Here is a 21,402-nt window from a genome sequence, read left to right on the forward strand (position 1 = left end):
ATCGAGACTTGATTTCCAGCATGGACAAGCAGGCGGCTGCAACCTCTTCCGGCGCGAACGCGCTCTTGGTTCTCAGCCAGAACACGATCCCGCAGCGGGCCGAATCGGTCTTTGAAACAGGGGGTAGGATGATTAACAGTATCGAAAAGTGACTATTAGGAGATTCTAAAATCGAACTGAACGGTTCGTTTCTGTTGACGGTGCGTGCAGGACGGTGTGAACGTCGGGGCTCCGATACATTTTGTGAGCCAACTGCCGGATGCGCATAAGAGTATGACTTCATTCGATAAAAATAAAATCATAGGCATGCTTATCAAAATTTCAAGATGCGGAATCATGGTCCAGACGGAAAAACTTCGTGATTGGAATCAGGCAGCCGGTTCACCCAAATCAGCGTTGTCCGAACGACGCGATTTCATTCCCAAGACACGCCGCTAGACGGACTGAATAATGATACTGGAGTAGCAAAAAATGAAAAAGATTGTTCTCACTGCCGCAGCCCTTCTGGCAATTTCCGGCAGCGCCTTCGCTGGTAGCGACCATTACAACCCGAACGAAGCCAATCAGGCGGCCGCCAAGGTCGACTCGTCCTACACGGCTTCGGTCCACCAGTCCGCGCCGGCCACTCAGCAGCCTGCGACCACGGGCGCCGACCACAACCTTTTCGGCAACAACTAACAGCCGACCTTGAACCGGCGGCGGGCTTGCCCGCCGCATCGGTCGGATTTGAAATTCAGGAGTACTAAAATGAAGAAGATTGTTCTTGCCACTGCGGCCTTGCTGGCCGTTTCGGGCGCCGCCTTTGCCGGCAGCGACAACTACGGCAACAGCGGCGTCAACCAGCCGGCCCCGGCTGTCGACACCACACGCACGTCGTCGATCGGCACCGATTCGCCTGTCTACAAGCTGCTGAACTCGTCGCGCGACGCGCAGAAGTCGGCCCCTCAGGGTAGCGACCGGGACCACTTCGGCAACCGGTAACCAGTCGACTGTGGTTTGAAGGAAGGAGCGGCGGGCTTTGCCCCGCCGCTTTTTTATTTGCTGGGAAAGGCCAGTCATCCGAGAGGTGTCAGGCGGCCTTCGCTTCCTCGCGATGCAGCGTAAAGGAATGGCCGTCGGCGTCGAAGATGTGCAGATCGCCGCCGCCGGCGTTGAGCCGCAGCGTCTCGCCGCGCTTGACCTCGACATTGCCCGGCAGCTTGGCCACCAGCGGCAGGTCGGTCCGGCCGATATCGACATAGACGAGCTGAACCTCGCCGAGCTGCTCGATATAGTCGACCTTGCCTTCGAACAGATAGTCCGCACCGGTCGCGATGGCGAGGTCCTCCGGCCGCACGCCGAAGCTGACCGCGGCGCCATTCGCCGAGGCAGGCGTCGCGATCGGCACCGTCGCCTTGCGGCCGCCGACATGGCTGACCACGGTCGGATTGCCGGCCTTGTCTATCTTCGCCGGCAATATGTTCATCGCCGGCGAGCCGATGAACTGGGCGACGAACAGATTGCCTGGACGCTTATAGAGTTCCATCGGCGTGCCCACCTGCTCGACGACGCCTTCCTTCAGCACCACGATGCGGTCCGCCAGCGTCATCGCCTCGACCTGGTCGTGCGTGACGTAGATCATGGTCGTATTCGGCATCGATTCCTTGAGCTTGGCGATCTCGATGCGGGTGGCGACGCGAAGTGCCGCGTCAAGGTTCGACAACGGCTCGTCGAACAGGAACACCTTCGGGTTGCGCACGATGGCGCGGCCGATGGCGACGCGCTGGCGCTGGCCGCCCGACATCGCCTTGGGCAGGCGGTCGAGATATTTGGTCAGCTGCAGGATCTCCGCCGCCTGGCGCACGCGCTTGTCGATCTCGGCCTTGCTTTCCTTGCCGATCTTCATCGAGAAGGCCATGTTGTCGTAGACCGTCATATGCGGATAGAGCGCATAGGACTGGAACACCATGGCGATGCCCCGCTTCGAGGGCGGCACGTCGTTCACCACCTCGCCGTCGATCTTCAGCTCGCCCGAGGTGATTTCCTCGAGGCCGGCGATCGACCGCAGCAAGGTGGATTTGCCGCAACCCGACGGCCCGACAAAGACGATGAACTCGCCCGATTTGATATCGAGGTCGATGCCGTGGAGAATGTTGAGGTTGCCGTATGATTTCTTCACCTGGTTCAGCGTGACATCGGCCATGTTTTTCCTCTCCCGTTGATCTCTGTTTTAGAAGTTCAGTCGATGCGCCCGAACCAGGCGCCATATCCGCCGAGGCGGACCGGCCCGGTGCCAGTCTGTCCCGAAAAGCCATGCCCGGGCAAGGGTTGCAGCGAGCCTTTACCGAGATCGACCTCGGCGGGCTTGCCGCCGAGGTTGAAGGCGCAGACGATCCGCTCATTGCCTTCGCGGCGCGTGAAGGCGACGGTATCGCCATCGCTTTCGATGAAGGTGATGTCGCCCTTGGCCAGCGCCGGATGCTGGCGCCGGAAGGCGAGGAAGCGCCGGTAATGTTCGAGCAGCGAGCTTGCGTCGCCCTGCTGCACGTTGACGGCCTGCGACAGGTGCTTGCCCGGCACCGGCAGCCACGGCTTGGCGCTCGAGAAACCGCCATTCTTGGCGGCAGCGTCCCACACCATCGGCGTGCGGCAGCCGTCGCGGCCCTTGAACTCCGGCCAGAACCTTATGCCGTAGGGGTCCTGCAGGTCTTCGAACTTCAGCTCTGCCTCGCCAAGGCCGAGCTCTTCGCCCTGATAGATGCACACCGAGCCGCGCAGCGACATCAGAAGCGCCGAGATCACCTTCAGATAGGCGGTCGGATCCGCCTCGTTGGCGGCCCAGCGCGAGGCGACCCGCATCACGTCATGGTTGGAGAAGGCCCAGCACGACCAGCCGTCGCTGGCGACCGTGCCGAAGGCCTCCAGCACCGCGCGCACTTTCGCCGCGCTGATCTTCTCCGGCGCCAGGAAATCGAAGGAATAGCACATATGCACGCGCTTGCCCTCGGCGGTGTAGGCGGCGACCACCTCCAGGCCGCGCTGGGAGTCGCCCACCTCGCCGACTGCGGCCTGCGCCGGATATTCGTCGAGCAGCGCGCGGAAGCGCTCGAGGAAGCCGAGGTTCTCCGGCCGGCTCTTGTCGTAGAGATGGTCCTGGTAATTGTAGGGATTGACCGCCGGCGCCGTCTGGTCGTTGCGCTGTTCCGGCGGCAGCGGCGGATTGTCCTCCAGCCCCAGGCTGTGGAAGTAGAAATTGATCGTGTCGAGGCGGAAGCCGTCGACGCCGCGCTCCAGCCAGAAACGGGTGATGTCGAGCAGCGCGTCCTGGACTTCGGCGTTGTGGAAGTTGAGGTCGGGCTGTTCGGCCAGGAAGTTGTGCATGTAATATTGCTGGCGGCTGGTATCCCACTGCCAGGCCGAGCCGCCGAAGATCGACAGCCAGTTGTTGGGCGGCGTGCCGTCGGGCTTGGCGTCGGCCCACACATACCAGTCGGCTTTCGGATTGTTGCGGCTGGAGCGGCTTTCCTTGAACCAGGGGTGGATGTCGGCGGTGTGCGACAGCACCTCGTCGATCATCACCTTGAGGCCCAGCCGATGGGCTTCCGTCACCAGCGCGTCGAAATCGGCGAGCGTGCCGAACATCGGGTCGACATCGCAATAATCCGCCACGTCGTAGCCGAAATCCTTCATCGGCGATTTGAAGAAGGGCGAGATCCAGATGGCGTCGACGCCGAGCGAGGCGATGTAGGGCAGCCGCCGCACGATGCCTTTCAGGTCGCCGATGCCGTCGTCGTTGGAGTCCTGGTAGGAGCGCGGATAGATCTGGTAGATCACCGCGCCCCGCCACCAGTCGCGGTCGATGGCAGGGTCTGGGGCGGGGTCTGGTCTCGAAGTCGCCTTCAAAGCCGATTGCATGTCTTCAACCTCCTTTCACCGAGCCGGCAAGCAGCCCGCGGACGAAATAGCGCTGCAGCGAGAAGAAGACGATCAGCGGCACGATGATGGTGATGAACGCCGATGTCGTCAGGATTTCCCAGTTGCCGCCGCGCGAGCCGAGCAGCGCGTTGAGCTTGGCCGTCAGCACGATCTGATCGGGCGCCGTGCCGAGGAAAACCATCGCCACCAGCAGATCGTTCCATACCCACAGGAACTGGAAGATGGCAAACGAGGCAAGCACCGGGAAGGACAGCGGCAGCACGATCTTGACGAAGATCTCGAAGTCGCTGGCGCCGTCGATGCGCGCCGATTCCATGATCTCGCGCGGCAGGCCGGCAATGTAGCTCCTGAGCAGGTAGATGGCAAAGGGCAGGCCGAAGCCGGTATGCGCCAGCCAGATGCCGAGATAGGTCTTGGACGGCACGCCGAAGAAGGTGCCGACGCCGTTGTAGAGCTTGAGCAGCGGGATCAGCGACATCTGCAGCGGCACGACCAGCAGGCCGATGATGACGGCAATCAGCAGCGCCCGGCCCGGAAACCGCATCCAGGCCAATGCATAGGCCGCGAAGGCTGCGATCAGGATGGGGATGATCGTTGCCGGGATGGTCACCGTCAGCGAGTTCATGAACGAGCGGCCGATGCCCTCGGAAAACAGCACGGCATCGTAGTTGTCCGTGGTGAATTTCGGCGGCGCGGAAGAGGCGAAATAGACGCGCTGGCCGCGGTCGCCCTCGAAGGCTTTCGCGGAGGACAGGACAAACGTGCCGTCGGCATTCATCTGCAAGGCGACACCGTCGCCGAGATCGGCAGCCGTTCCGGCCTTGTACTGCGTCGGCGCGGACGATTTCACGCCGAAGGCGCTGATCTCGCGCTTGGGCCCGTCGCCGAAGATGTTGCCCTCGATGACGTATTTGCCGTCCTTCTGGGTTTGCGCCGACGCCGCGGGAAGACGCCCGGCCTCGCTCTGGCTGGAACTGGCGAAGGAGTTCCACCAGCCCGATGCGACGATCTGGTCCTTGTCGCGCAGCGACGAGACGAGGATGCCGAGCGTGGGGATGGTCCAGATGACCACGAAGACGAGCACGGCGATATGGACGCCGAAGCGGCCGGCGAAGGACTTTCCGGTGGACGCAGCCATCTCAATGCCCTCCCGTCTCTTTGTTGGCCTGGCGGATGTTCCAGACCATGATCGGGATGACCGCGATCATGATGATGATGGCGATGGTGGCGCCGCGGCCGAAATCGCCGCCGCCGCGGAACATCCAGTCGAACATCAGATTGGCCAGCACCTGGCTGTTCCATTGGCCGTTGGTCATGGTCAGCACGATGTCGAACACTTTGAGCACCAGGATGGTGATGGTGGTCCAGACAACGGCGATGGTGCCCCAGATCTGCGGCACCATGATCTTCCAGAAGATCTGGAACGGGTTGGCGCCGTCGATCACCGCGGCCTCGAGCGTCTCTTCGGGAATGCCGCGCAGCGCCGAGGACAGGATCACCATGGCAAAGCCGGTCTGGATCCAGATCAGGATGATCATCAGGAAGAAGTTGTTCCAGAACGGCAGCGATATCCACACCTGCGGCTGGCCGCCGAAATACTGGATGATGGCGTTGAGCAGCCCGATCTGCACCTGGCCCTCGCCGCGATACTCGTAGATGAACTTCCAGATCACGCTGGCGCCGACGAAGGAGATGGCGAGAGGCAGGAAGATAAGGCTCTTGGCGATCGTGCCCCACCAGATCTTGTCGGTGAGTACGGCGATGATCAGCCCAAGGAAGGTGCAGGCCGCCGGCACCACCGCCAGCCAAAGCACATTGTTCAGGATCGAATTGCGGAAATCGTGATCGCCGAGCGCCCATTCATAATTGGCGAGGCCGACGAAATTCGTGCCGCCGCGATCGAGGAAGGAGAGCCTCAACGTCTCGATGACCGGGTAGATCAGATAGATGGTGAGGATGATCATCGCCGGGCCGACGAACAGCCAGGGCCGCACCAGTCCCTGCCGGCGCAAATTGTCGACGGCGGCGGTCCCCGAGACGCCGCGCGACGGGAAGACGAGGTCGAGCAGTTTGTTGGCGCCCCAGAAATAGGCGACACAGCCGCCGACGCCGATGATGATGACGAATATGGCCGAGAAAATCTGAGCCGCCATGGGTCCCTCTCCCTGCGCATGACCGGCCAGCCGAGGCTGCCGATCGGATGCACCGACTTTCGGTTATTCGGAACAATCGAAACGCGAAGGCTTCCGGCGTCGACCGCCGGTCGGATCCGGGCCGTAGCCCGGATCCAGGTGGAGGATTAGGAGGATTTCAGGACGCCTACTTGATGGCATCCCAGCTTTTCTGGATGTCGGCGGCGACGTCCTGCGCGGACTTGCCGCCGACCAGGTCGATCATGCCGGTCCAGAACGAGCCCGCGCCGACCTTGCCGGGCATCAGATCGGATCCGTCGAAGCGGACCGTCGTTGCGCCGACCAGGATCTCGCCCTGCTTCTTCAGCGCGTCGCTGCCATAGGCGTCCTTGTTGGCCGACTTGAACGGGGTGACGAAGCTCTTCTGCGCCATCCACAATTCATGCGCGAGCGGCATTTCGAGGAACTTGATGAACTCGCGCGAGGCCTTGGAATCCTTGGTGATCATCACCAGCGTTCCCGCCACTTCCAGCGGCGTGCCCAGTTCCGGCTTGGAGGCGTAAGGCGGATAGGGGAAGAAGTCCGCGTCCTGGCCGAGCTTCACGTTTTCCGGGAAGAAGGAGGGGATGAACGATGCCTGATGGTGCATGTAGCACTTGGGCGGCACGGTGAAGAGGCCCTTCGGGCTGTCGCGGAAGTCGGTCGCCGCGACCGCCTTGGCGCCGCCATCCACCATCTTGTCGTCGGTGGCGATCTTGCCGAAGATGTCGATGGCGTTGACCACGGCCGGGTCGGTGAACGGGATCTCGTTCTTCACCCACTTGTCGTAGACTTCCGGCGGCTGCGTGCGCAGCATGATGTCCTCGACCCAGTCGGTCGCCGGCCAGCCGGTGGCGCCGCCCGAGCCCAGCCCGATGCACCACGGTTTGCCGCCGTCGGCGACGATCTTCTTTTCGAGATCGGCGAGCTCTTCCTGGGTCTTCGGCACCTTGTAGCCGGCTTCCTGGAAGTTGTCGGGCGAGTACCAGACCAGGCCCTTCACGTCGATCTTGTAGGGGAAGGCGTAGAAGCCCGGCTTGCCGTCCTTGCCATTATAGGTGCCGAGCTTGGCCCAGGAGTCGCCGGCGGCGTAGTTTTCCTTGATCCAGGCGGCAACGTCGTCGCCCAGCGGGGTCAGCACGCCCTTGGAAGCAAGATCCTGAATGAGGCCGGGCTGCGGCAGGACGGCGATGTTGGGCGGGCTGCCGGCCTGGGTGTCGATGACGATCTGCTGCTCATAATTTTCGGACGAGGAATATTTGACCTCGGCGCCGGTCGCTTCCTGGAAATAGTCGAGAACGGACCGCACAAGCGTCTCGTCCTCGCCACGCCACGGTCCGAAGATCGTCAGCGTCTCGCCCTTGAGGTCGACCTTCTTGAGGTCGTCGTAATTCGCCCAGTGAAACTTCGGATCCTCGCCCGGCTTGAATTTCAGCTCGGCATGTGCCGGCAGGCCAAGGGTGAGCGCAGCGAACGCGGCACCCAAGAGAAGCATTTTCTTCATCGCAGTCCTCCCAGTGTTGAAACAGTTCGGACGAAACCTCCATTTCGTCCGCCGACGCCCGCGGAACTGTGACTCAGCGAAAGGGCAACCGCAACCTTTCGAAGAGACTTCCAAAGCGCTTTGGCTGCTTTGATCTCGCCATTGAATTGCCTGGGAGTCAAGTAGGGGAGTTTATTAATCGATTTAAATCCGGCCGGATTGAGTAAAAAAGTGCGCTGCAGCATAGTTTTTTGGCGCCGCAGCAGCAATTTTGCTTCAAACGGCGCTGATCGCGCTCTAAGGTCATGATACTTGGCGATCACGCCAACAATCATCGGATCGATTCCTGTTTGAAAGCGCTTTGAGGCTGGAGGGCCTCCGATGAACCTCAAGCAACTGTCGCACATGCTGTCGCTTTCGCAGACTACGGTGAGCCGGGCGCTCAACGGCTATCCCGAGGTCAGCGAGGAAACCCGGCGGCGGGTCATGGACGCCGCCAAGCGCCACGGCTACCGGCCGAACCCCAGCGCGCGTCGGCTCGCCACAGGCAAGTCGGGAATGATCGGCTATGTGCTGCCGACCGGCGCCGCCGTCGACATCGATCCGCATTTCGTCGAATTCCTCTCCGGCCTCGGCGACTATGCCCGCGCGCACGAGCTCGACCTCGTGCTTTCGCCCGCCGATGCCGACGACGAGGAAACCACCTACCGGCGCATCGTCGCCAACCGGCAGGTCGACGCCGTCTACCTTTCCTCGCCGCGTCCGGCCGACAGGCGGCTGGCGCTGGTCAACACGCTGGGCATTCCCTTCATCGTCCATGGCCGCAGCGAAGGCTTCGACTTCGACTATCCCTATCTCGACATCGACAATGAGGGCGCCTTCCACGAAGCGGCGCGGCTGCTGATCCAGCTCGGCCACAAGCGCCTGGCGCTGATCAACGGCAACGAGCGCGAGACCTTCGCCATCCACCGCGAGCGCGGTATGCGCCGCGCGCTCGCCGCGAGCGGCCTGACGCTCGGCGAACGCCACATCCGCTCGATGACCATGACCGAGGAAAACGGCTATCGCGCCGCCCGCCGCCTGCTCGAGGAAGATGAGCCGCCGACGGCTATCGTCTGCTCCAGCCTGATCATGGCGCTGGGCGTCGTGCGCGCCGTGCGCGACCTTGGCCTGACCATTCCGGGCGACCTGTCGCTGGTCGCGCATGACGACGTCTTCCCCTGGTTGCGGCCGGAGAATTTCCCGGTGCCGCTGTCGACGACCCGCTCCTCGATCCGCCTTGCCGGCGCCCGCGTCGCCGAGCGCCTGGCGGCGCGGATATCGGGATTGGAAGAGGGCGCGCGCGGCGAGGTCTGGCCGGTGGATCTGGTGGTGCGGGGATCGGTGGCTGGGGCGCCGGTGTAGGTCACGATCCGACAGCTTCGCCGAGCGCTCCCTTCTGGACTGCCTTTGTCGTCGTGGGACAACGATCCGCCTTCGGCTGCTCCTGATCTCGGACGGTGACAACCGGTAAGCCATAACCGTCAACCAGTCCTTCAGAGTGCGCCATTTGCTCACGTTCCCGTTCACCGAAGCGGATCCAATCCAATACCCCGGGCCGCCGCCGAAGACGTCGCAGGTGGTGATTGTCGGTGGCGGCATCATCGGCGCAACCACGGCGCTCTTCCTTGCCTCCCGCAACATTCCGGTGACGCTGCTGGAGAAGGGCCGCGTCGCGGCCGAGCAGTCCTCCCGGAACTGGGGCTGGATCAGAAAGCAGGGACGGGACGAGGACGAGCTGCCGATTGTCATCGAGGCTATTCGTCTGTGGCGGCAACTGGCCGAGGAATGCGGCGAAGACATCGGGCTGAACCAGACCGGCGTGACCTATCTGGCGAATGCCGACAAGGACATGGCCGGCTTCGAGGCGTTCATGAAGATCGCCGCGGTCCATGATCTCGACACGCGCCTCCTTGACGCGAACGAGACCGCGAAACTCATTACCGGCATGTCGCGCAGGTTCGCGGGCGCGATGACGACGCCCTCCGACATGCGTGCGGAACCTTGGCTGGCGGTGCCAGCGCTGGCCAGGCTCGCCGTGCGAAAAGGCGCCAGGATCGCCGAGAACTGCGCGGCGCGAGGCCTCGACATCGCGGCCGGCAGGATCAAGGGCGTGTGGACCGAGGCGGGATATATCGAGACCTCCACCGTGCTGGTCGCGGGCGGCGCTTGGTCGGCCCTGTTCCTGGCGCGGCACGGCGTGTCCATCCCCCAGCTCAGCGTTCGGGTGACTGTGGCCGCAACGGAACCCCTGCCCGAGATCTATGCAGGTGCGGCCGCCGACAATCACATCGCTTTCAGGCGCAGGCAGGATGGCGGATACACGCTCGCAGGAGGCAGCAGCCATCTGCTTTACCTGGGGCCTGACGCATTCCGGCACGCCACCAAGTATATTCCCGCCCTCAGGAACGATCCGTTCGGAGCGCGCTATTTTCCGTTCGCTCCGTCAGGCTACCCGGATGGCTGGTCGACGCCGCGCGATTGGGCGCCGGATTCGCCAAGCCCTTTCGAGAGAATGCGGGTGCTCAACCCAGCCCCTCAACCGGCCCGGCTTCGTTCGATCGAGCGCAATTTCAAACAGCTTTTTCCGCAGTTCGACAAACTTCGCTTGAAGGTCGGCTGGGGCGGCATGATCGACGCCATGCCCGACGTCGTCCCCGTCGTGGACCGGGTCCAGGCGATCGGCGGTCTTTTCGTCGCGACCGGAATGAGCGGCCACGGCTTCGGCATCGGGCCCGGTATAGGCCGCGTCATCTCCGACATGATCCAGGGAAATGAAACCGGGCACGACCTCAGCCGCTTCCGGCTGCCGCGCTTCTATGATGGAAGCCCTGTCCGGTTAGGGCCGGCGCTTTGAATAGCTGCTCGAAGTGCGTTCTCGATCGTCACGGCAACGGGCCGCTGATTGCTCCCCTCACGGCAATTGGGATGGCCGACTAATTCCCCGACAGGGATTTTGAAAGGTTGCCGTTTGTCTTGACGCAAGATTTTTCACTCAGATCCGTGAAACCAGAGCAAACGCCGGGGATTGGTCGAAAGCCGCCCCAACGTCGTCATTCTATGGCGAAGCAAGGAGCGAAGCGACGCGGCGCAGACCATAGAATCCATGCCGTGACTTGGAAGCGCTGCTACGGTGCAGAATTCTGCTCCGCTGCACGCCTTGGCGAAGGTAACGGCATGGATTCTAGGGTCTTCGCGACGGAGCTCCGCTCCTGCTCCGCCCTAGAATGATGGGTGGACGGCCCCTTGCGGCATCGAATGTGCCAAACTGGGCTGTGATTAACTCCAGCGGAAGGAGACCGTCCGTCATGCAAGCTATCAGATTTGGTATCGATTTGGCCAAGAATGTGTTTCAGGTGCACGGCGTGGATGCGACCGGGCGCGTGGTGGTGCAGCGCCAGCTGCGCCGCGCGCAGGTGGAGAAGTTCTTCGCCGCGCAGCCGCCGGCGCTGATCGGCATGGAGGCCTGCGGCTCGGCTCATCATTGGGCCCGCACGCTCAGCGCGCTCGGCCATGACGTCAAGCTGATGCCGCCGGCCTATGTGAAGCCCTATGTTCCGCGCAACAAGAACGATGCCCGCGACGCGCACGGCTGTTGCGAGGCGGTGAGCCGGCCCGACATGCGCTTCGTGCCGATCAAGACGGTCGAACAGCAATGGGCCAGGGGCCTGCACCGCACGCGCAACCTTCTGGTGCGCCAGCGCACGCAGTTGGCCAACGCCATGCGTGGCCTGCTCTATGAGATGGGCCAGACAAGCGCCCAGGGGGCTGCGGGCCTGGAAGCGCTGCTGCAGCGCATCGAGACCTCGGATGAGGCCATCCCCGCGGCGCTGCTGATCTGCCTGGCGCCGCTGGCCGGACAATGGCGGGCGCTGCAAGCAGATCCTGGCTCAGGTCAGGCAGCAGCAAGCGGCCTTGCGGCTGACGACGATCCCGAGCGTCGGCCCGATCATCGCACATGCAACCATCGCGGCCATTGGCGACGGCCGCCAGTTCGCCTCGGGCAGGGACTTCGCGGCGTGGCTCGGCCTGACCCGCAAGAGTCATGACACCGGCGGCAAGCACAAGTTGACGGGCCATATCAGTCGCGCCGGCGACAGAGACCTGCGAAGGCTGCTCATTCTCGGCGCCAGTTCCTGGCTGCGCCAGGTCAGGGCCAAGCCCGACAGAGGCTCGCCCTGGATACGCGGCCTGCTGGCCAGGCGCCCGGTCAAGGTCGCGGTCGTGGCGCAGGCAGCCAAGACCGCGCGCATCATCTGGGCAATGCTGAGCTCGGGACAACAATACAGGGCGCCGGCTGCGGCATAACCCGCAAAGCGAGGCCCTTAACAGCGTAAGGAGCAAATAGCAGCACGGCAAAATGGTCAGGACCTGGGTCGAGACACTCCGCCTTCGTCATCGCGATTAAAAAGCGCGCTAGAATGATTGGAACTCGATCCGCGTAACCCCTGAGGGCCAGCGGTCATCAAATCGACCGCATCAAAGGCCGAATACATGACCGCTCCAGACTTAAGCCGTCGCCGCTATTTTGCCTCTTGCCCAAGAGGGGCCGTCCATACATGACGATCGCAACGGGCGTTTCGGCCAATCTCCAAGGCATGCCACCTTCCAACGCAAACAGAGCCGACCGGTCAAAATCTCCGTGCAGTGTCACTAGTTGGACTTACTCCTCCGCCGCTTCCGCCGCCTTCAGGTCGATCAGCCCATAGCCGAAATCATTGTCCCGCCCTTTCGGCCCAAGATCCTTGGCGGTTGCCGCCAGCGCCTTCTCGATCTCGTCGGCCGAACGGTCGGGCGCGGCATGGATCAGGTTGGCGATGGCACCGGACACGATCGCGGCGGCGAAGGAGGTGCCTGTCACGACGTCGGAGCCGGCGCCGCTCGGCGCCACCATCTCGACGCCCGGCGCCGAGATGAACACATAGGCGCCGCGATTGGCCTGCGGCATCAGCCCGTCCTTGGCGTCGGTGGCGGTGACGGCGATCACGCCGTCGAAGGCAGCCGGATAGCCATAGGGCGCCTTCGGCCCGTTGTTGCCGGCGGCGGCGACCAGCACGATGCCGAGCGCCCGCGCATTGCGGCACGCGGTGCCGAGCAGGTCGTTCTTCGGCCCGACGAAGCTCATGTTGATGATGCGCACGTCCTGTTCCGCCGCCCAGTCGAGCGCCGACAGGATCACATCCATGGTCGACTTGCCGCCTTCGAAGGCGCGCGCGTGATAGATCCTGGCGCCGGGCGCCATGCCTTCCAGCGGGCCGACGCCGGCGATCAGCCCGTCGACCGAGGTGCCGTGGTCGCGCTTCTCGATCGGCACGTTCGGCATCGCGTCATATTGCTGGGCGATAACGCCGGCAAGCGCCGGGTTGGTGTCGTCGATGCCGGTGTCGATGACGGCGACACGCACATTCTCGCCGCTCGCCTGTTTCGAATCGAGCGCGATGCGGTCGAAGGCATAGTTCACGATGCCCGCCGCCTGCTGCAGCGTATAGATGTGGTTGGGCTCGCGCCGCTGCGTACGCCCGTCGGCGGCAAGCTGCGCCAGCACCACGCCGACCGGGCGCCCGTCGGTGATGCCGAAGCGCACCAGCGTGGTGCCGAGCAGCCGCGACTGGCGCTGCGAGCGCACCTGCAGGCCGAAGGAATTGGCGATCTGCTGCACCACGCCGGCATCGCCATCGACCGTCACCAGCACCTCGTCGGGCACGAATTCGCCGGCAATCGCGCGCGGCGGCTCGGCAAGGTTGAGGCCCTGCGGCACCGTGACGGGTCCGCTCGGCGTCGGGGCCGGCGTGTTGCTGGAACCGTTCGACGATGATGTTCCACTGGACGGTGCGGGCGTTTGTGGGGTCGCGCCGGCGGGCGTGTTCGGGAACAGGTCGACGATCAGCGCCGGCAGGAACACCGCGCCGCCCGTGGCCGTGCCGTTGCCCGGCGCGCCACCATTGCCCTTGGCGCCGCCGTCCTTGTCGCAGCCCGTGCCTGCGGCTGTCGTGCGGTCGAGGCAGTCGACCTGCTTTTGCGTCAGGTTGGGATCGTTGGTCTGCGCAAACGCAGGCGCGGCGACAAGTGCCGCCGCGAGGATTGCCGCGTGAAGAATGACCGCCTTAGCCGCCATCGGCCGGTTTCCTTCCCTGCATCACAGCATCCGCGAAAGGCTGGGCGGCAATAAGGCCGACAATCCGGTCGTAGTCGGCCGCCTTGTCGGCCGGGATCGTCAGGTGAAAGACGCCATCAGCGGTCGGGCCGCTGGCGATCTTCAACCCGTTCTGGCCGAGGAAGGCGGTGATGTCGGCCATTCTGGCATCCGGCTTGAACTTCACCAGGGCGAAAGGCAGCTTCGCCAGATCGTCCTGCGCGCCGGCCACCTCGAAGTCGTTGCCCTTGCCGTCCGGCTGTTCGAAGGACTGCACCAGGACAAGCGCAAGCAACGCCGCGGCCGCCGCCCAGGCGACGCCCGCCGGCATGGCCGTGACCCGACCGAAGACTTTCGCCAGCCATGACTGGCCGGCCGGAGCGCGCGCTGGGCCGGCCTCCGCGTCCAGCGCCTTGGCGAAGCGGGAGAGCGCGTCGGCCGGCGGGCGGATCGCTTCGTTGGCGGCGGCGGTGCCGGAAAACTCGGCCTCGGCTTCGCCAAGCGCGGCAAGCGCCGCCGGATCGTTAGCCAGCCATTCCTCGACGGCCTCCAGTTCGGCGCCTTCCAGTGAGCCGTTCAGGTAGAACGGCAGCAGCGTTTCCATCTCGTCGCGGCGCGACATCTTTTCAGCGGCGCTCATGGCCACCCCCTGTCGTAACCGGCGGCCTTGAGGGCTTCGCCGAGTTTCTTGCGGGCGTAGAACATCCTCGTCTTGACGGTCGCGACCGGAATGTCGAGCACCTCGCCGATCTCGGTCACCGACTGTCCTTGGTAATAGGCAAGGTCGATCACCGTGCGGTGCTCTTCCGGCAGGGCGTCGATCATGCGGCGCAAGGCGGCGGCCTTGTCCTCCTTCATGGTCACGACCTCAGGCGTGTCGGCGCTGTCGGGAACTTGCGCCGCATCGTCGTCGTCGATCCAGTCTTCCTTCTTCTTGCGCAGCATGGACAGCGCCTTGAAGCGGGCGATGCCGAGCAGCCACGTGGAAACTTCAGAGCGCCCCTCGAAGCCGGGCGCCTGTTTCCACAGCTCCAGAAAGACCTCGTTCGCGATATCGTCGGCCATCATTTCCGATCCCGTCTGGCGCACCACGAAGCGGTAGACCCGCGCGTGGTGACGCATGAACAGGAGCCGGACGGCGGCCCGGTCGCCCTTCGCGACCCGGTCCACAAGTGCGCGATCGGTTTCCGTCGCCGCGTTCATGGCCGGTCGAGCCGCCTGGCTCCTCGTGGCTCTGTCGCTGATCGGTCCAAAAAGGTTCATCCTCCGCCAAGGAATTTTCGGAGGCTAACCGAAGAAAGGGGAGGTTGCCAGTAGGGGCGCTTTTCCTTCTCCCCTTGTGGGAGAAGGTGGCCGCGAAGCGGCCGGTTGAGGGGTGCTCCAGGGAATGCCAGCGTCTCGCTTCGCTGGAGCACCCCTCAACCGTCTCGGCGCTGCGCGCCGATCCACCTTCTCCCACAAGGGGAGAAGGGGAAGATGGCGCTTACCTCAAAAATACCTTCGCCTTCATCGTCTCGGGTATTTCCACGCCGAGCCGGCTCAACACCGTCGGCGCGAGCTGCAACTGGTCGAGCAGCGTGTCGGCCTCAGGCCCCTTGGCCGGGCCGAAATAATAGAGCGCGAAATCCTGCATCTCGTCGTCGTGGCCGCCATGGTGGCCACGGTCGGTCTGGCCATGGTCGGCCGTCACCATCACTTCATAGCCGGCTGCGCGCCATTGCGGCAGGAAGCCTGCCAGCATCGCGTCCATCGCATAGCAGGCATGGTCCATCTCGTGGCAGTCATGGCCGAAGCGATGGCCCATCGAATCCAGCGTGCAGGTGTGCAGGATGCCGTAGTCGATGCCGTGGCGCTTCGCCAGCATGGTCAGCGTCGCGAACAGGTCGACGTCGCTCGGCGTCATCTGGTTCTTGAGATTGTAGCCGGTCATGGTGTGGAAGCGGCCATGCGTGATCGGCCCGGCGGGCTCGTCGAACTCCATGTCCTCGACAAGGTCGAACGGATACGAGCGGAAGAATTCCGACCAGTAGGAATGAGTCACGGCGCCCGTCTTGCCGCCGGCCTTGCTGACTTCCGAGAAGATGTCCGGCTGTGTGAGGCGAAAGCGGTTCTCGTTGGAAAGGATGCCGTGCACCTGCGGCGTGACCCCGGTGTGGATCGAGGCATAGCAGCAGGCCGAGGTCGACGGCAGCACCGAGCGCATCTTCCAGACCTGCGCCTCGCCGGACTGCGCCCAGCCCTCGAGGTTACCCATCAGCCGGCGCCAGTTCCGGTAGGGCACGCCGTCGAGGATGATGAGCAAAAGCTTGGATTTGAGCGCCACGGAAGGTTCCTGTGATTGGTCTTCGAAAACAAAAGCGCCGCGTGTCGCGCGGACACGCGGCGCTGCTTTGGATAGCTCGATATCAGGCGCTCAGCCAGCACTCGTTGAGCGCATAGCCGTCCATCATCTCGCCGTTCGGGTTCTTCACCCAGCCGCCGAGCTTCTTGGTGTTGGCGGCATCGACGAACTGGTTGAAGAACGGCACGATCAGGCCGCCTTCGTCGCGCATCAGCATCGCCATATCGCGATAGATCGCCTTGCGCTTGGGCTGGTCCAGCTCGGCGCGGGCCGTGTAAAGCATCTTGTCGAATTCGGGCCGCTTGAAGCGCGTGTCGTTCCAGTCGGCGGTCGACAGATAGCCGGTGGAATACATCTGGCCCTGCGTCGGCCGGCCGCCCCAGTAGGAGAGCGAGAAGGGCTGCTTGTTCCACACTTCCGACCAGTAGCCGTCGCCCGGCTCGCGCTTGATTTCGATCTTGATACCGGCCTTGGCGCAGCTCTGCTGGTAGAGCTGCGCGGCGTCGACCGCGCCGGGGAAGGCGACGTCCGACGTGCGCAGCAGGATCGAGCCGCTATGGCCCGACTTCTTGTAGGCGGCGGCCGCCTTTTCCGGATCGAACTTGCGCTGCTCGATATCGGAGGAAAACAGCGGGTAGGCTTCGTTGATCGGAAAGTCGTTGCCGACCGAGCCATAGCCGCGCAGGATCTTGTCCAGCATCTCCTGGCGGTCCATCGCCAGCTTCAACGCCATCCTGAGGTCGTTGTTGTCGAAGGGCGCGGTGTCGCAGAACATGTTGAACGGGTAGTAGCCGCGCCCGGCGACGTTCTCGATGCTGACACCCGGCATGCGCTTCACCAGGTCGACCACCTTCGGCTCGACACGGTTGATCAAGTGCACCTGGCCGCCCTGCAGCGCTGCTAGGCGGGCCGTCGCATCGTTGATGACGACGATCTCGATCTGGTCGGCATGGCCGGCCTTGTCGCCACGCCAGTAATTGGCAAAGCGCTCGCCGCCATGCTTCACGCCGGGCTGGTTGACGCTAACCTTGTACGGACCGGCGCTGATGCCGGCATTCGGGTTGTCCTTGCCGCCATTCGGCTGGATGACGAGATGGTAGTCGGCCATCAGATAGGGGAAGTCGGCATCGGCGTCGCCCAGCGTGACCACCACTTCCTTGCCGTCGGCCTTGATGGTCTTGATGTTCTTCAAAATGCCGAGCGCGCCGGATTTCGACTTCTCGTCGGCATGACGCTCGAGCGTCGCGACAACGTCTTCCGCCTTCACCGTCTTGCCGTTGTGGAACTCGATGCCGTCGCGGATCTTCATCGTCCAGGTCTTGGCGTCGGCCGACGCGCCGATCTCCTCGGCGATCAGGTTCTCGACACTGCCGTCGGGCGTCAGCCGCACGAGGAATTCGCCCCATTGCTTGCAGAAGCTGTAGGTCACCTGGCTGAGGTTAAGCGCCGGATCGAGGCTGTTGGTCGATTCACCGCCCTGCAGGCCGGCCTTGATGATGCCGCCTTTCACCGGCGTCGCGGCAAAAGCCTTGCCGGCCAGTGTCGTCGCCAGCGCCGCCGAGGCGCCGAGCGCCACCGCGCGGCCGAGGAAATCGCGCCGCGAGATCCTGCCCTTGCCGGCGAGTGCGGCGAGATGGTCGAGTTCCGTCTGCATGTGCTGCCCCCATTTGAGATTGATTTGGTGCGGGCTCTACCTGCCCGCAGCCGATCTTTCCCGTTCCCCATTGCAGCCGCATGACAGCGTCTGGCTCGGGTTGGGCTTTCGCAGGTTAATTTCCGGCGCTCGCCATGCGCCGTCCCGCGATCGCCTTCTCCAGCCAGCCGATCTCCATTTCGGGCACGGAGGAGAGCAGCAGGTCGGTGTAGGCGTCGAAAGGTGGCGTCAGCACCTTGCTCTTGGAGCCGTAGCGCACCACCTCGCCGCGATACATCACCGCGATCGAATCGGCGATCGACTTCACCGTTGCCAGGTCATGCGTGATGAACAGATAGGCGACCTTCTCCACCTGCTGCAGATTGAGCAAGAGCTTCAGGATGCCGTTGGCGACCAGCGGGTCGAGCGCCGAGGTCACCTCGTCGCAGATGATCAGCTTCGGCTTGGCGGCGAGCGAGCGGGCAATGCAGACGCGCTGCTTCTGGCCGCCGGACAGCTCGGCTGGGTAGCGGTCGACAAAACCCTTGCCCATCTCGATCTCGTCGAGCAGCTCGGCGACGCGCTTGTCGCGCTCGCGCCCCTTCATGCCGAAATAGAACTCCAGCGGCCTGCCGATGATGGTGCCCACCGTCTGGCGCGGGTTCATCGCCACGTCGGCCATCTGGTAGATCATCTGCAGCTGGCGCAAATCCTCCTTCGGCCGGTCGGCCAGCCTGTTTGCGAGCGGCCTGCCGTCAAAGGTGACGGTGCCTTGCTCAGGCGGCAACAGGCCGGTGATGGCGCGCGCCAGCGTCGACTTGCCGGAACCGCTCTCGCCGACGACGGCAAGAGTCTGGCCGGGATAGATGTCGACCGAGACGTTCTTCAGCACCTTCACATGCCCGCCGCCATAGGCGGCCGTCACATTCTTCACCGACAGGAACGGCGTTGTGCCGGGTTGCTGTTCCTGGTGCTCGATCTCATGCACCGAAACCAGCGCGTTGGTGTATTCTTGGCGCGGTTCCTTGATGATCTGCCGCGTGCCGCCCCACTCCACCAGCCGGCCATGGCGAAGCACCATGATTTCGTCCGACACCTGGGCGACGACGGCAAGGTCGTGGGTGATGTAGAGGGCCGCGACATGGGTGTCGCGGATAGCGTCCTTGATCGCCGCCAGAACGTCGATCTGCGTCGTCACGTCAAGCGCCGTGGTCGGCTCGTCGAAGACGATGAGGTCGGGCTCCGAGCAGAGCGCCATCGCCGTCATCACGCGCTGCAGCTGGCCGCCGGAGACCTGGTGCGGATAGCGCTCGCCGATCGTTTCGGGATTGGGCAGGCTGAGCTTCTTGAACAGCGCAATAGCCCGCTTCTCGGCCTCGGCGCGCGTCGCGGTACCGTGCAGGAGCGTCGCCTCGACCACCTGGTCGATCAGCTTGTGCGCCGGATTGAAGGCGGCTGCCGCCGACTGCGCGACATAGCACACCTCGCGTCCGCGCAGCGCCCGCACGCCTTTTGGTCCGACCTTCATGATGTCACGGCCGTTGAGGATTACCTCGCCGCCGGTGATGCGCACGCCGCCGCGGCCATAGGCCATGGACGACAGGCCAATGGTCGACTTGCCGGCGCCGGATTCGCCGATCAGGCCGAGAACCTTGCCTTTCTCGAGCGTCAGCGAGACCTCGTGGACAAGTGTGATGGTCTTCGGCGCCTCGCCCGGCGGATAGACGGTCGCCTCGATGCGCAGGTTGCGGATGTCGAGGAGCTTGCCTGAGCTTGCCTGCCCGGACTTTGCCTTTGCCTGGTTCTCAGCCATCAGCCGCGTCCTCCCTTCAGGCTCGTCGTGCGGTTGAGCACCCAGTCGGCGACGAGGTTGACCGAGATCGCCAGCACCGCGATCGCGGCCGCCGGGATCAGCGCCGCCGGAATGCCGAACACGATGCCGTCCTTGTTCTCCTTCACCATGCCGCCCCAGTCCGAATCCGGCGGTTGCACGCCAAGGCCGAGGAAGGACAGCGCCGACAGGAAGAGCACGGCGAAGATGAAGCGCACGCCAAGCTCCGCCACCAGCGGCGACAAAGCATTGGGCAGGATCTCGCGGAAGATGATCCATGCCTTGCCTTCGCCGCGCAGCTTCGCCGCCTCGACGAAGTCCATGACGTTGATGTCGACGGCAACGGCGCGCGACAGGCGATAGACGCGGGTTGAGTCCAGAATGCCCATGACCAGGATCAGCGTCAGCGTGGTCGTCGGCAGCACCGACAATACGACGAGGCCGAAGATCAGCGTCGGGATCGACATCAAAAGGTCGACGAAGCGCGACAGCAGCGTGTCGAACCAGCCGCCGAACACAGCCGCCGTGAAGCCGAGGATCGAGCCCAGCGAGAAGGACAGCGCCGTCGCCGCCACCGCGATCTCCATGGTGATGCGCGCGCCATAGATCATGCGCGAGATAAGATCGCGGCCGAGATTGTCGGTGCCCAGCCAGTGGGCGGCCGACATCGGCTCCCAGACGTCGCCGACGATCTCGCCATTGCCATGCGGCGCGACCCAGGGCGCGAAGATGGCGCAGAACGCAAGGAAGCCGGTCAGGATCAGCCCGACCCAGGCGGTGAACGGGATTTGTCGTAGCGCCATTCGCCTCAATTCCCCCTTTGGTCGTTTAGCATCCGGCCCATCACTTTCGATGCCCCCATCATTTCGGATGTCTCAACCGCGGATTGGCCACGATGGCGGCGATGTCGGCAACGATGTTGAGCGTGATGTAGACCGCGGCGAAGATCAGGCCGACCGCCTGCACCACCGGCACGTCGCGCTTGGCGACATGATCGACCAGATACTGTCCCATGCCCGGATAGACGAAGATCACTTCGACCACGACGACGCCGACAATGAGATAGGCGAGATTGAGCATGACGACGTTGACGACCGGCGCGATCGCATTGGGAAAGGCATGCTTGCGGATGATGTCGAAGGCCTTCAGCCCCTTGAGCTCGGCCGTCTCGATATAGGCCGACTGCATGACATTGAGGATCGCAGCGCGCGTCATTCGCATCATATGGGCGAGCACCACCAGGGTCAGCGCCGTAGCCGGCAGCACCACGGCCTGCAGCCTTTCCAGGAAGGGCGTGGAGTCGTCTACCGTCGAGATGCTGGGGAAGATCTGCCATTTCACGGCGAAGAAATAGATCAGCACATAGCCGATGAAGAACTCCGGGAACGATGTCGAGGCCAGCGCCAGGCCGGAGATCAGCTTGTCGACGAAGCCGTTGCGATAGCGCACCGCAATGAGGCCGAGGATGATCGCCAGCGGCACCGCGACGATTGCCGCGCAGGCCGCAAGGAACAGCGTGTTCTTCAGCCGGGTGCTGATGGAGGTCGCAATGTCCAGTCCGCTCGACTGCGCCGTGCCGAAGTCGCCATGCAGGATGCCCCAGAGCCAGTGCACGTAGCGCAGCCACGCCGGGTCGTTGAGCCCGAGCTGCTCGCGCAGGTTCGCCAGCGCCTCCGGCGTGGCCGACTGGCCGAGGATCGCCTGGGCGACGTCGCCCGGCAGGATCTGCGTGCCGGCGAAGATAAGCACCGAAACGGCCAAAAGAAGAACCAGGCCCAGCAAGACGCGCTGAGCGACCAATCTCAGGATCGGAGACGACATCGGCTACCTGCAACGGTGAAGAAGGGACGACGCCC

19 protein-coding genes and 1 pseudogene are annotated in these 21,402 nt (G+C 63.7%); 6 read left to right on the forward strand and 14 right to left on the reverse strand.

Annotated features, from left to right (window positions below; all coding sequences use genetic code 11):
- The first annotated feature begins 20 nt into the window (after window positions 1-20).
- The 3 genes from WDX12_RS11045 to WDX12_RS11055 all read left to right on the forward strand — a co-directional run bounded on the left by WDX12_RS11045 (window position 21) and on the right by WDX12_RS11055 (window position 981).
- Window positions 21-152, forward strand: coding sequence for a hypothetical protein (locus tag WDX12_RS11045; RefSeq protein WP_434724889.1), 132 nt, complete (start codon window positions 21-23; stop codon window positions 150-152).
- Window positions 153-471: 319 nt separating this feature from the next.
- Window positions 472-678, forward strand: coding sequence for a DUF680 domain-containing protein (locus WDX12_RS11050; protein WP_434724890.1), 207 nt, complete (start codon window positions 472-474; stop codon window positions 676-678).
- A 69-nt stretch (window positions 679-747) separates the two neighbouring features.
- Complete coding sequence (locus tag WDX12_RS11055) at window positions 748-981, forward strand: DUF680 domain-containing protein (RefSeq protein WP_320294152.1); 234 nt, start codon at window positions 748-750, stop codon at window positions 979-981.
- Between the two features lie 88 nt (window positions 982-1,069).
- Here WDX12_RS11055 and WDX12_RS11060 read toward each other — a convergent pair whose 3' ends face one another.
- The 6 genes from WDX12_RS11060 to WDX12_RS11085 all read right to left on the reverse strand — a co-directional run bounded on the left by WDX12_RS11060 (window position 1,070) and on the right by WDX12_RS11085 (window position 7,904).
- Window positions 1,070-2,182: an ABC transporter ATP-binding protein gene (locus tag WDX12_RS11060; RefSeq protein WP_434724891.1), complete on the reverse strand. Its 1,113-nt coding sequence runs from the start codon at window positions 2,180-2,182 to the stop codon at window positions 1,070-1,072.
- A 35-nt stretch (window positions 2,183-2,217) separates the two neighbouring features.
- Window positions 2,218-3,894 carry an alpha-glucosidase gene (locus WDX12_RS11065; protein ID WP_434724892.1) on the reverse strand — a complete coding sequence of 559 codons (1,677 nt, stop codon included), beginning with the start codon at window positions 3,892-3,894 and terminating at the stop codon, window positions 2,218-2,220.
- Between the two features lie 4 nt (window positions 3,895-3,898).
- Window positions 3,899-5,053: a carbohydrate ABC transporter permease gene (locus WDX12_RS11070; protein WP_434724893.1), complete on the reverse strand. Its 1,155-nt coding sequence runs from the start codon at window positions 5,051-5,053 to the stop codon at window positions 3,899-3,901.
- 1 nt (window position 5,054) lies between these two features.
- Entirely contained in the window at window positions 5,055-6,068 is a 1,014-nt protein-coding gene (locus tag WDX12_RS11075) for a carbohydrate ABC transporter permease (RefSeq protein ID WP_320294156.1), read from the reverse strand.
- A gap of 166 nt (window positions 6,069-6,234) precedes the next feature.
- Window positions 6,235-7,590, reverse strand: a complete 1,356-nt coding sequence (locus WDX12_RS11080; protein WP_320294157.1) for an ABC transporter substrate-binding protein — start codon at window positions 7,588-7,590, stop codon at window positions 6,235-6,237.
- A complete protein-coding gene (locus tag WDX12_RS11085; RefSeq protein WP_434724894.1) occupies window positions 7,587-7,904 on the reverse strand; it encodes a hypothetical protein in 318 nt (105 codons plus the stop codon). Before WDX12_RS11085 ends, WDX12_RS11080 begins: the two co-directional genes overlap by 4 nt.
- 46 nt (window positions 7,905-7,950) lie before the next feature.
- On the opposite strand from WDX12_RS11085, the gene WDX12_RS11090 reads away from it, so the two are divergent.
- The 3 genes and pseudogenes from WDX12_RS11090 to WDX12_RS11100 all read left to right on the forward strand — a co-directional run bounded on the left by WDX12_RS11090 (window position 7,951) and on the right by WDX12_RS11100 (window position 11,916).
- On the forward strand, window positions 7,951-8,973 hold the full coding sequence (locus tag WDX12_RS11090) for a LacI family DNA-binding transcriptional regulator (protein WP_320294159.1): 1,023 nt from the start codon (window positions 7,951-7,953) through the stop codon (window positions 8,971-8,973).
- 145 nt (window positions 8,974-9,118) lie between these two features.
- The gene (locus tag WDX12_RS11095) at window positions 9,119-10,465 is read left to right on the forward strand and encodes an NAD(P)/FAD-dependent oxidoreductase (RefSeq protein ID WP_434724895.1); all 1,347 of its coding nucleotides are present in this window, start codon (window positions 9,119-9,121) and stop codon (window positions 10,463-10,465) included.
- 451 nt (window positions 10,466-10,916) lie between these two features.
- Window positions 10,917-11,916: pseudogene (locus WDX12_RS11100) on the forward strand (IS110 family transposase).
- 355 nt (window positions 11,917-12,271) lie between these two features.
- Here WDX12_RS11100 and WDX12_RS11105 read toward each other — a convergent pair.
- The 8 genes from WDX12_RS11105 to WDX12_RS11140 all read right to left on the reverse strand — a co-directional run bounded on the left by WDX12_RS11105 (window position 12,272) and on the right by WDX12_RS11140 (window position 21,367).
- Window positions 12,272-13,723, reverse strand: a complete 1,452-nt coding sequence (locus WDX12_RS11105; protein ID WP_434724896.1) for a S8 family serine peptidase — start codon at window positions 13,721-13,723, stop codon at window positions 12,272-12,274.
- Window positions 13,713-14,381 (reverse strand): anti-sigma factor, encoded by a 669-nt coding sequence (locus WDX12_RS11110; protein WP_434724897.1) that lies wholly within the window; start codon window positions 14,379-14,381, stop codon window positions 13,713-13,715. The genes WDX12_RS11105 and WDX12_RS11110 overlap by 11 nt, the downstream gene beginning before the upstream one ends.
- Window positions 14,378-14,944, reverse strand: coding sequence for a sigma-70 family RNA polymerase sigma factor (locus tag WDX12_RS11115; RefSeq protein WP_434724898.1), 567 nt, complete (start codon window positions 14,942-14,944; stop codon window positions 14,378-14,380). Before WDX12_RS11115 ends, WDX12_RS11110 begins: the two co-directional genes overlap by 4 nt.
- 280 nt (window positions 14,945-15,224) lie before the next feature.
- On the reverse strand, window positions 15,225-16,064 hold the full coding sequence (locus WDX12_RS11120) for an alkaline phosphatase family protein (RefSeq protein WP_434724899.1): 840 nt from the start codon (window positions 16,062-16,064) through the stop codon (window positions 15,225-15,227).
- Between the two features lie 82 nt (window positions 16,065-16,146).
- Complete coding sequence (locus WDX12_RS11125) at window positions 16,147-17,736, reverse strand: ABC transporter substrate-binding protein (RefSeq protein ID WP_434724900.1); 1,590 nt, start codon at window positions 17,734-17,736, stop codon at window positions 16,147-16,149.
- Window positions 17,737-17,851: 115 nt separating this feature from the next.
- Window positions 17,852-19,528, reverse strand: coding sequence for an ABC transporter ATP-binding protein (locus WDX12_RS11130; RefSeq protein WP_434724901.1), 1,677 nt, complete (start codon window positions 19,526-19,528; stop codon window positions 17,852-17,854).
- Window positions 19,528-20,349 carry an ABC transporter permease gene (locus tag WDX12_RS11135; protein ID WP_320294167.1) on the reverse strand — a complete coding sequence of 274 codons (822 nt, stop codon included), beginning with the start codon at window positions 20,347-20,349 and terminating at the stop codon, window positions 19,528-19,530. Before WDX12_RS11135 ends, WDX12_RS11130 begins: the two co-directional genes overlap by 1 nt.
- Before the next feature lie 58 nt (window positions 20,350-20,407).
- Window positions 20,408-21,367, reverse strand: coding sequence for an ABC transporter permease (locus WDX12_RS11140; protein ID WP_320294168.1), 960 nt, complete (start codon window positions 21,365-21,367; stop codon window positions 20,408-20,410).
- Window positions 21,368-21,402: the final 35 nt, after the last annotated feature.

The organism is Mesorhizobium sp. RIZ17 (assembly GCF_051127865.1).
GTDB classification, from domain to species: Bacteria; Pseudomonadota; Alphaproteobacteria; order Rhizobiales; family Rhizobiaceae; genus Mesorhizobium; species Mesorhizobium humile.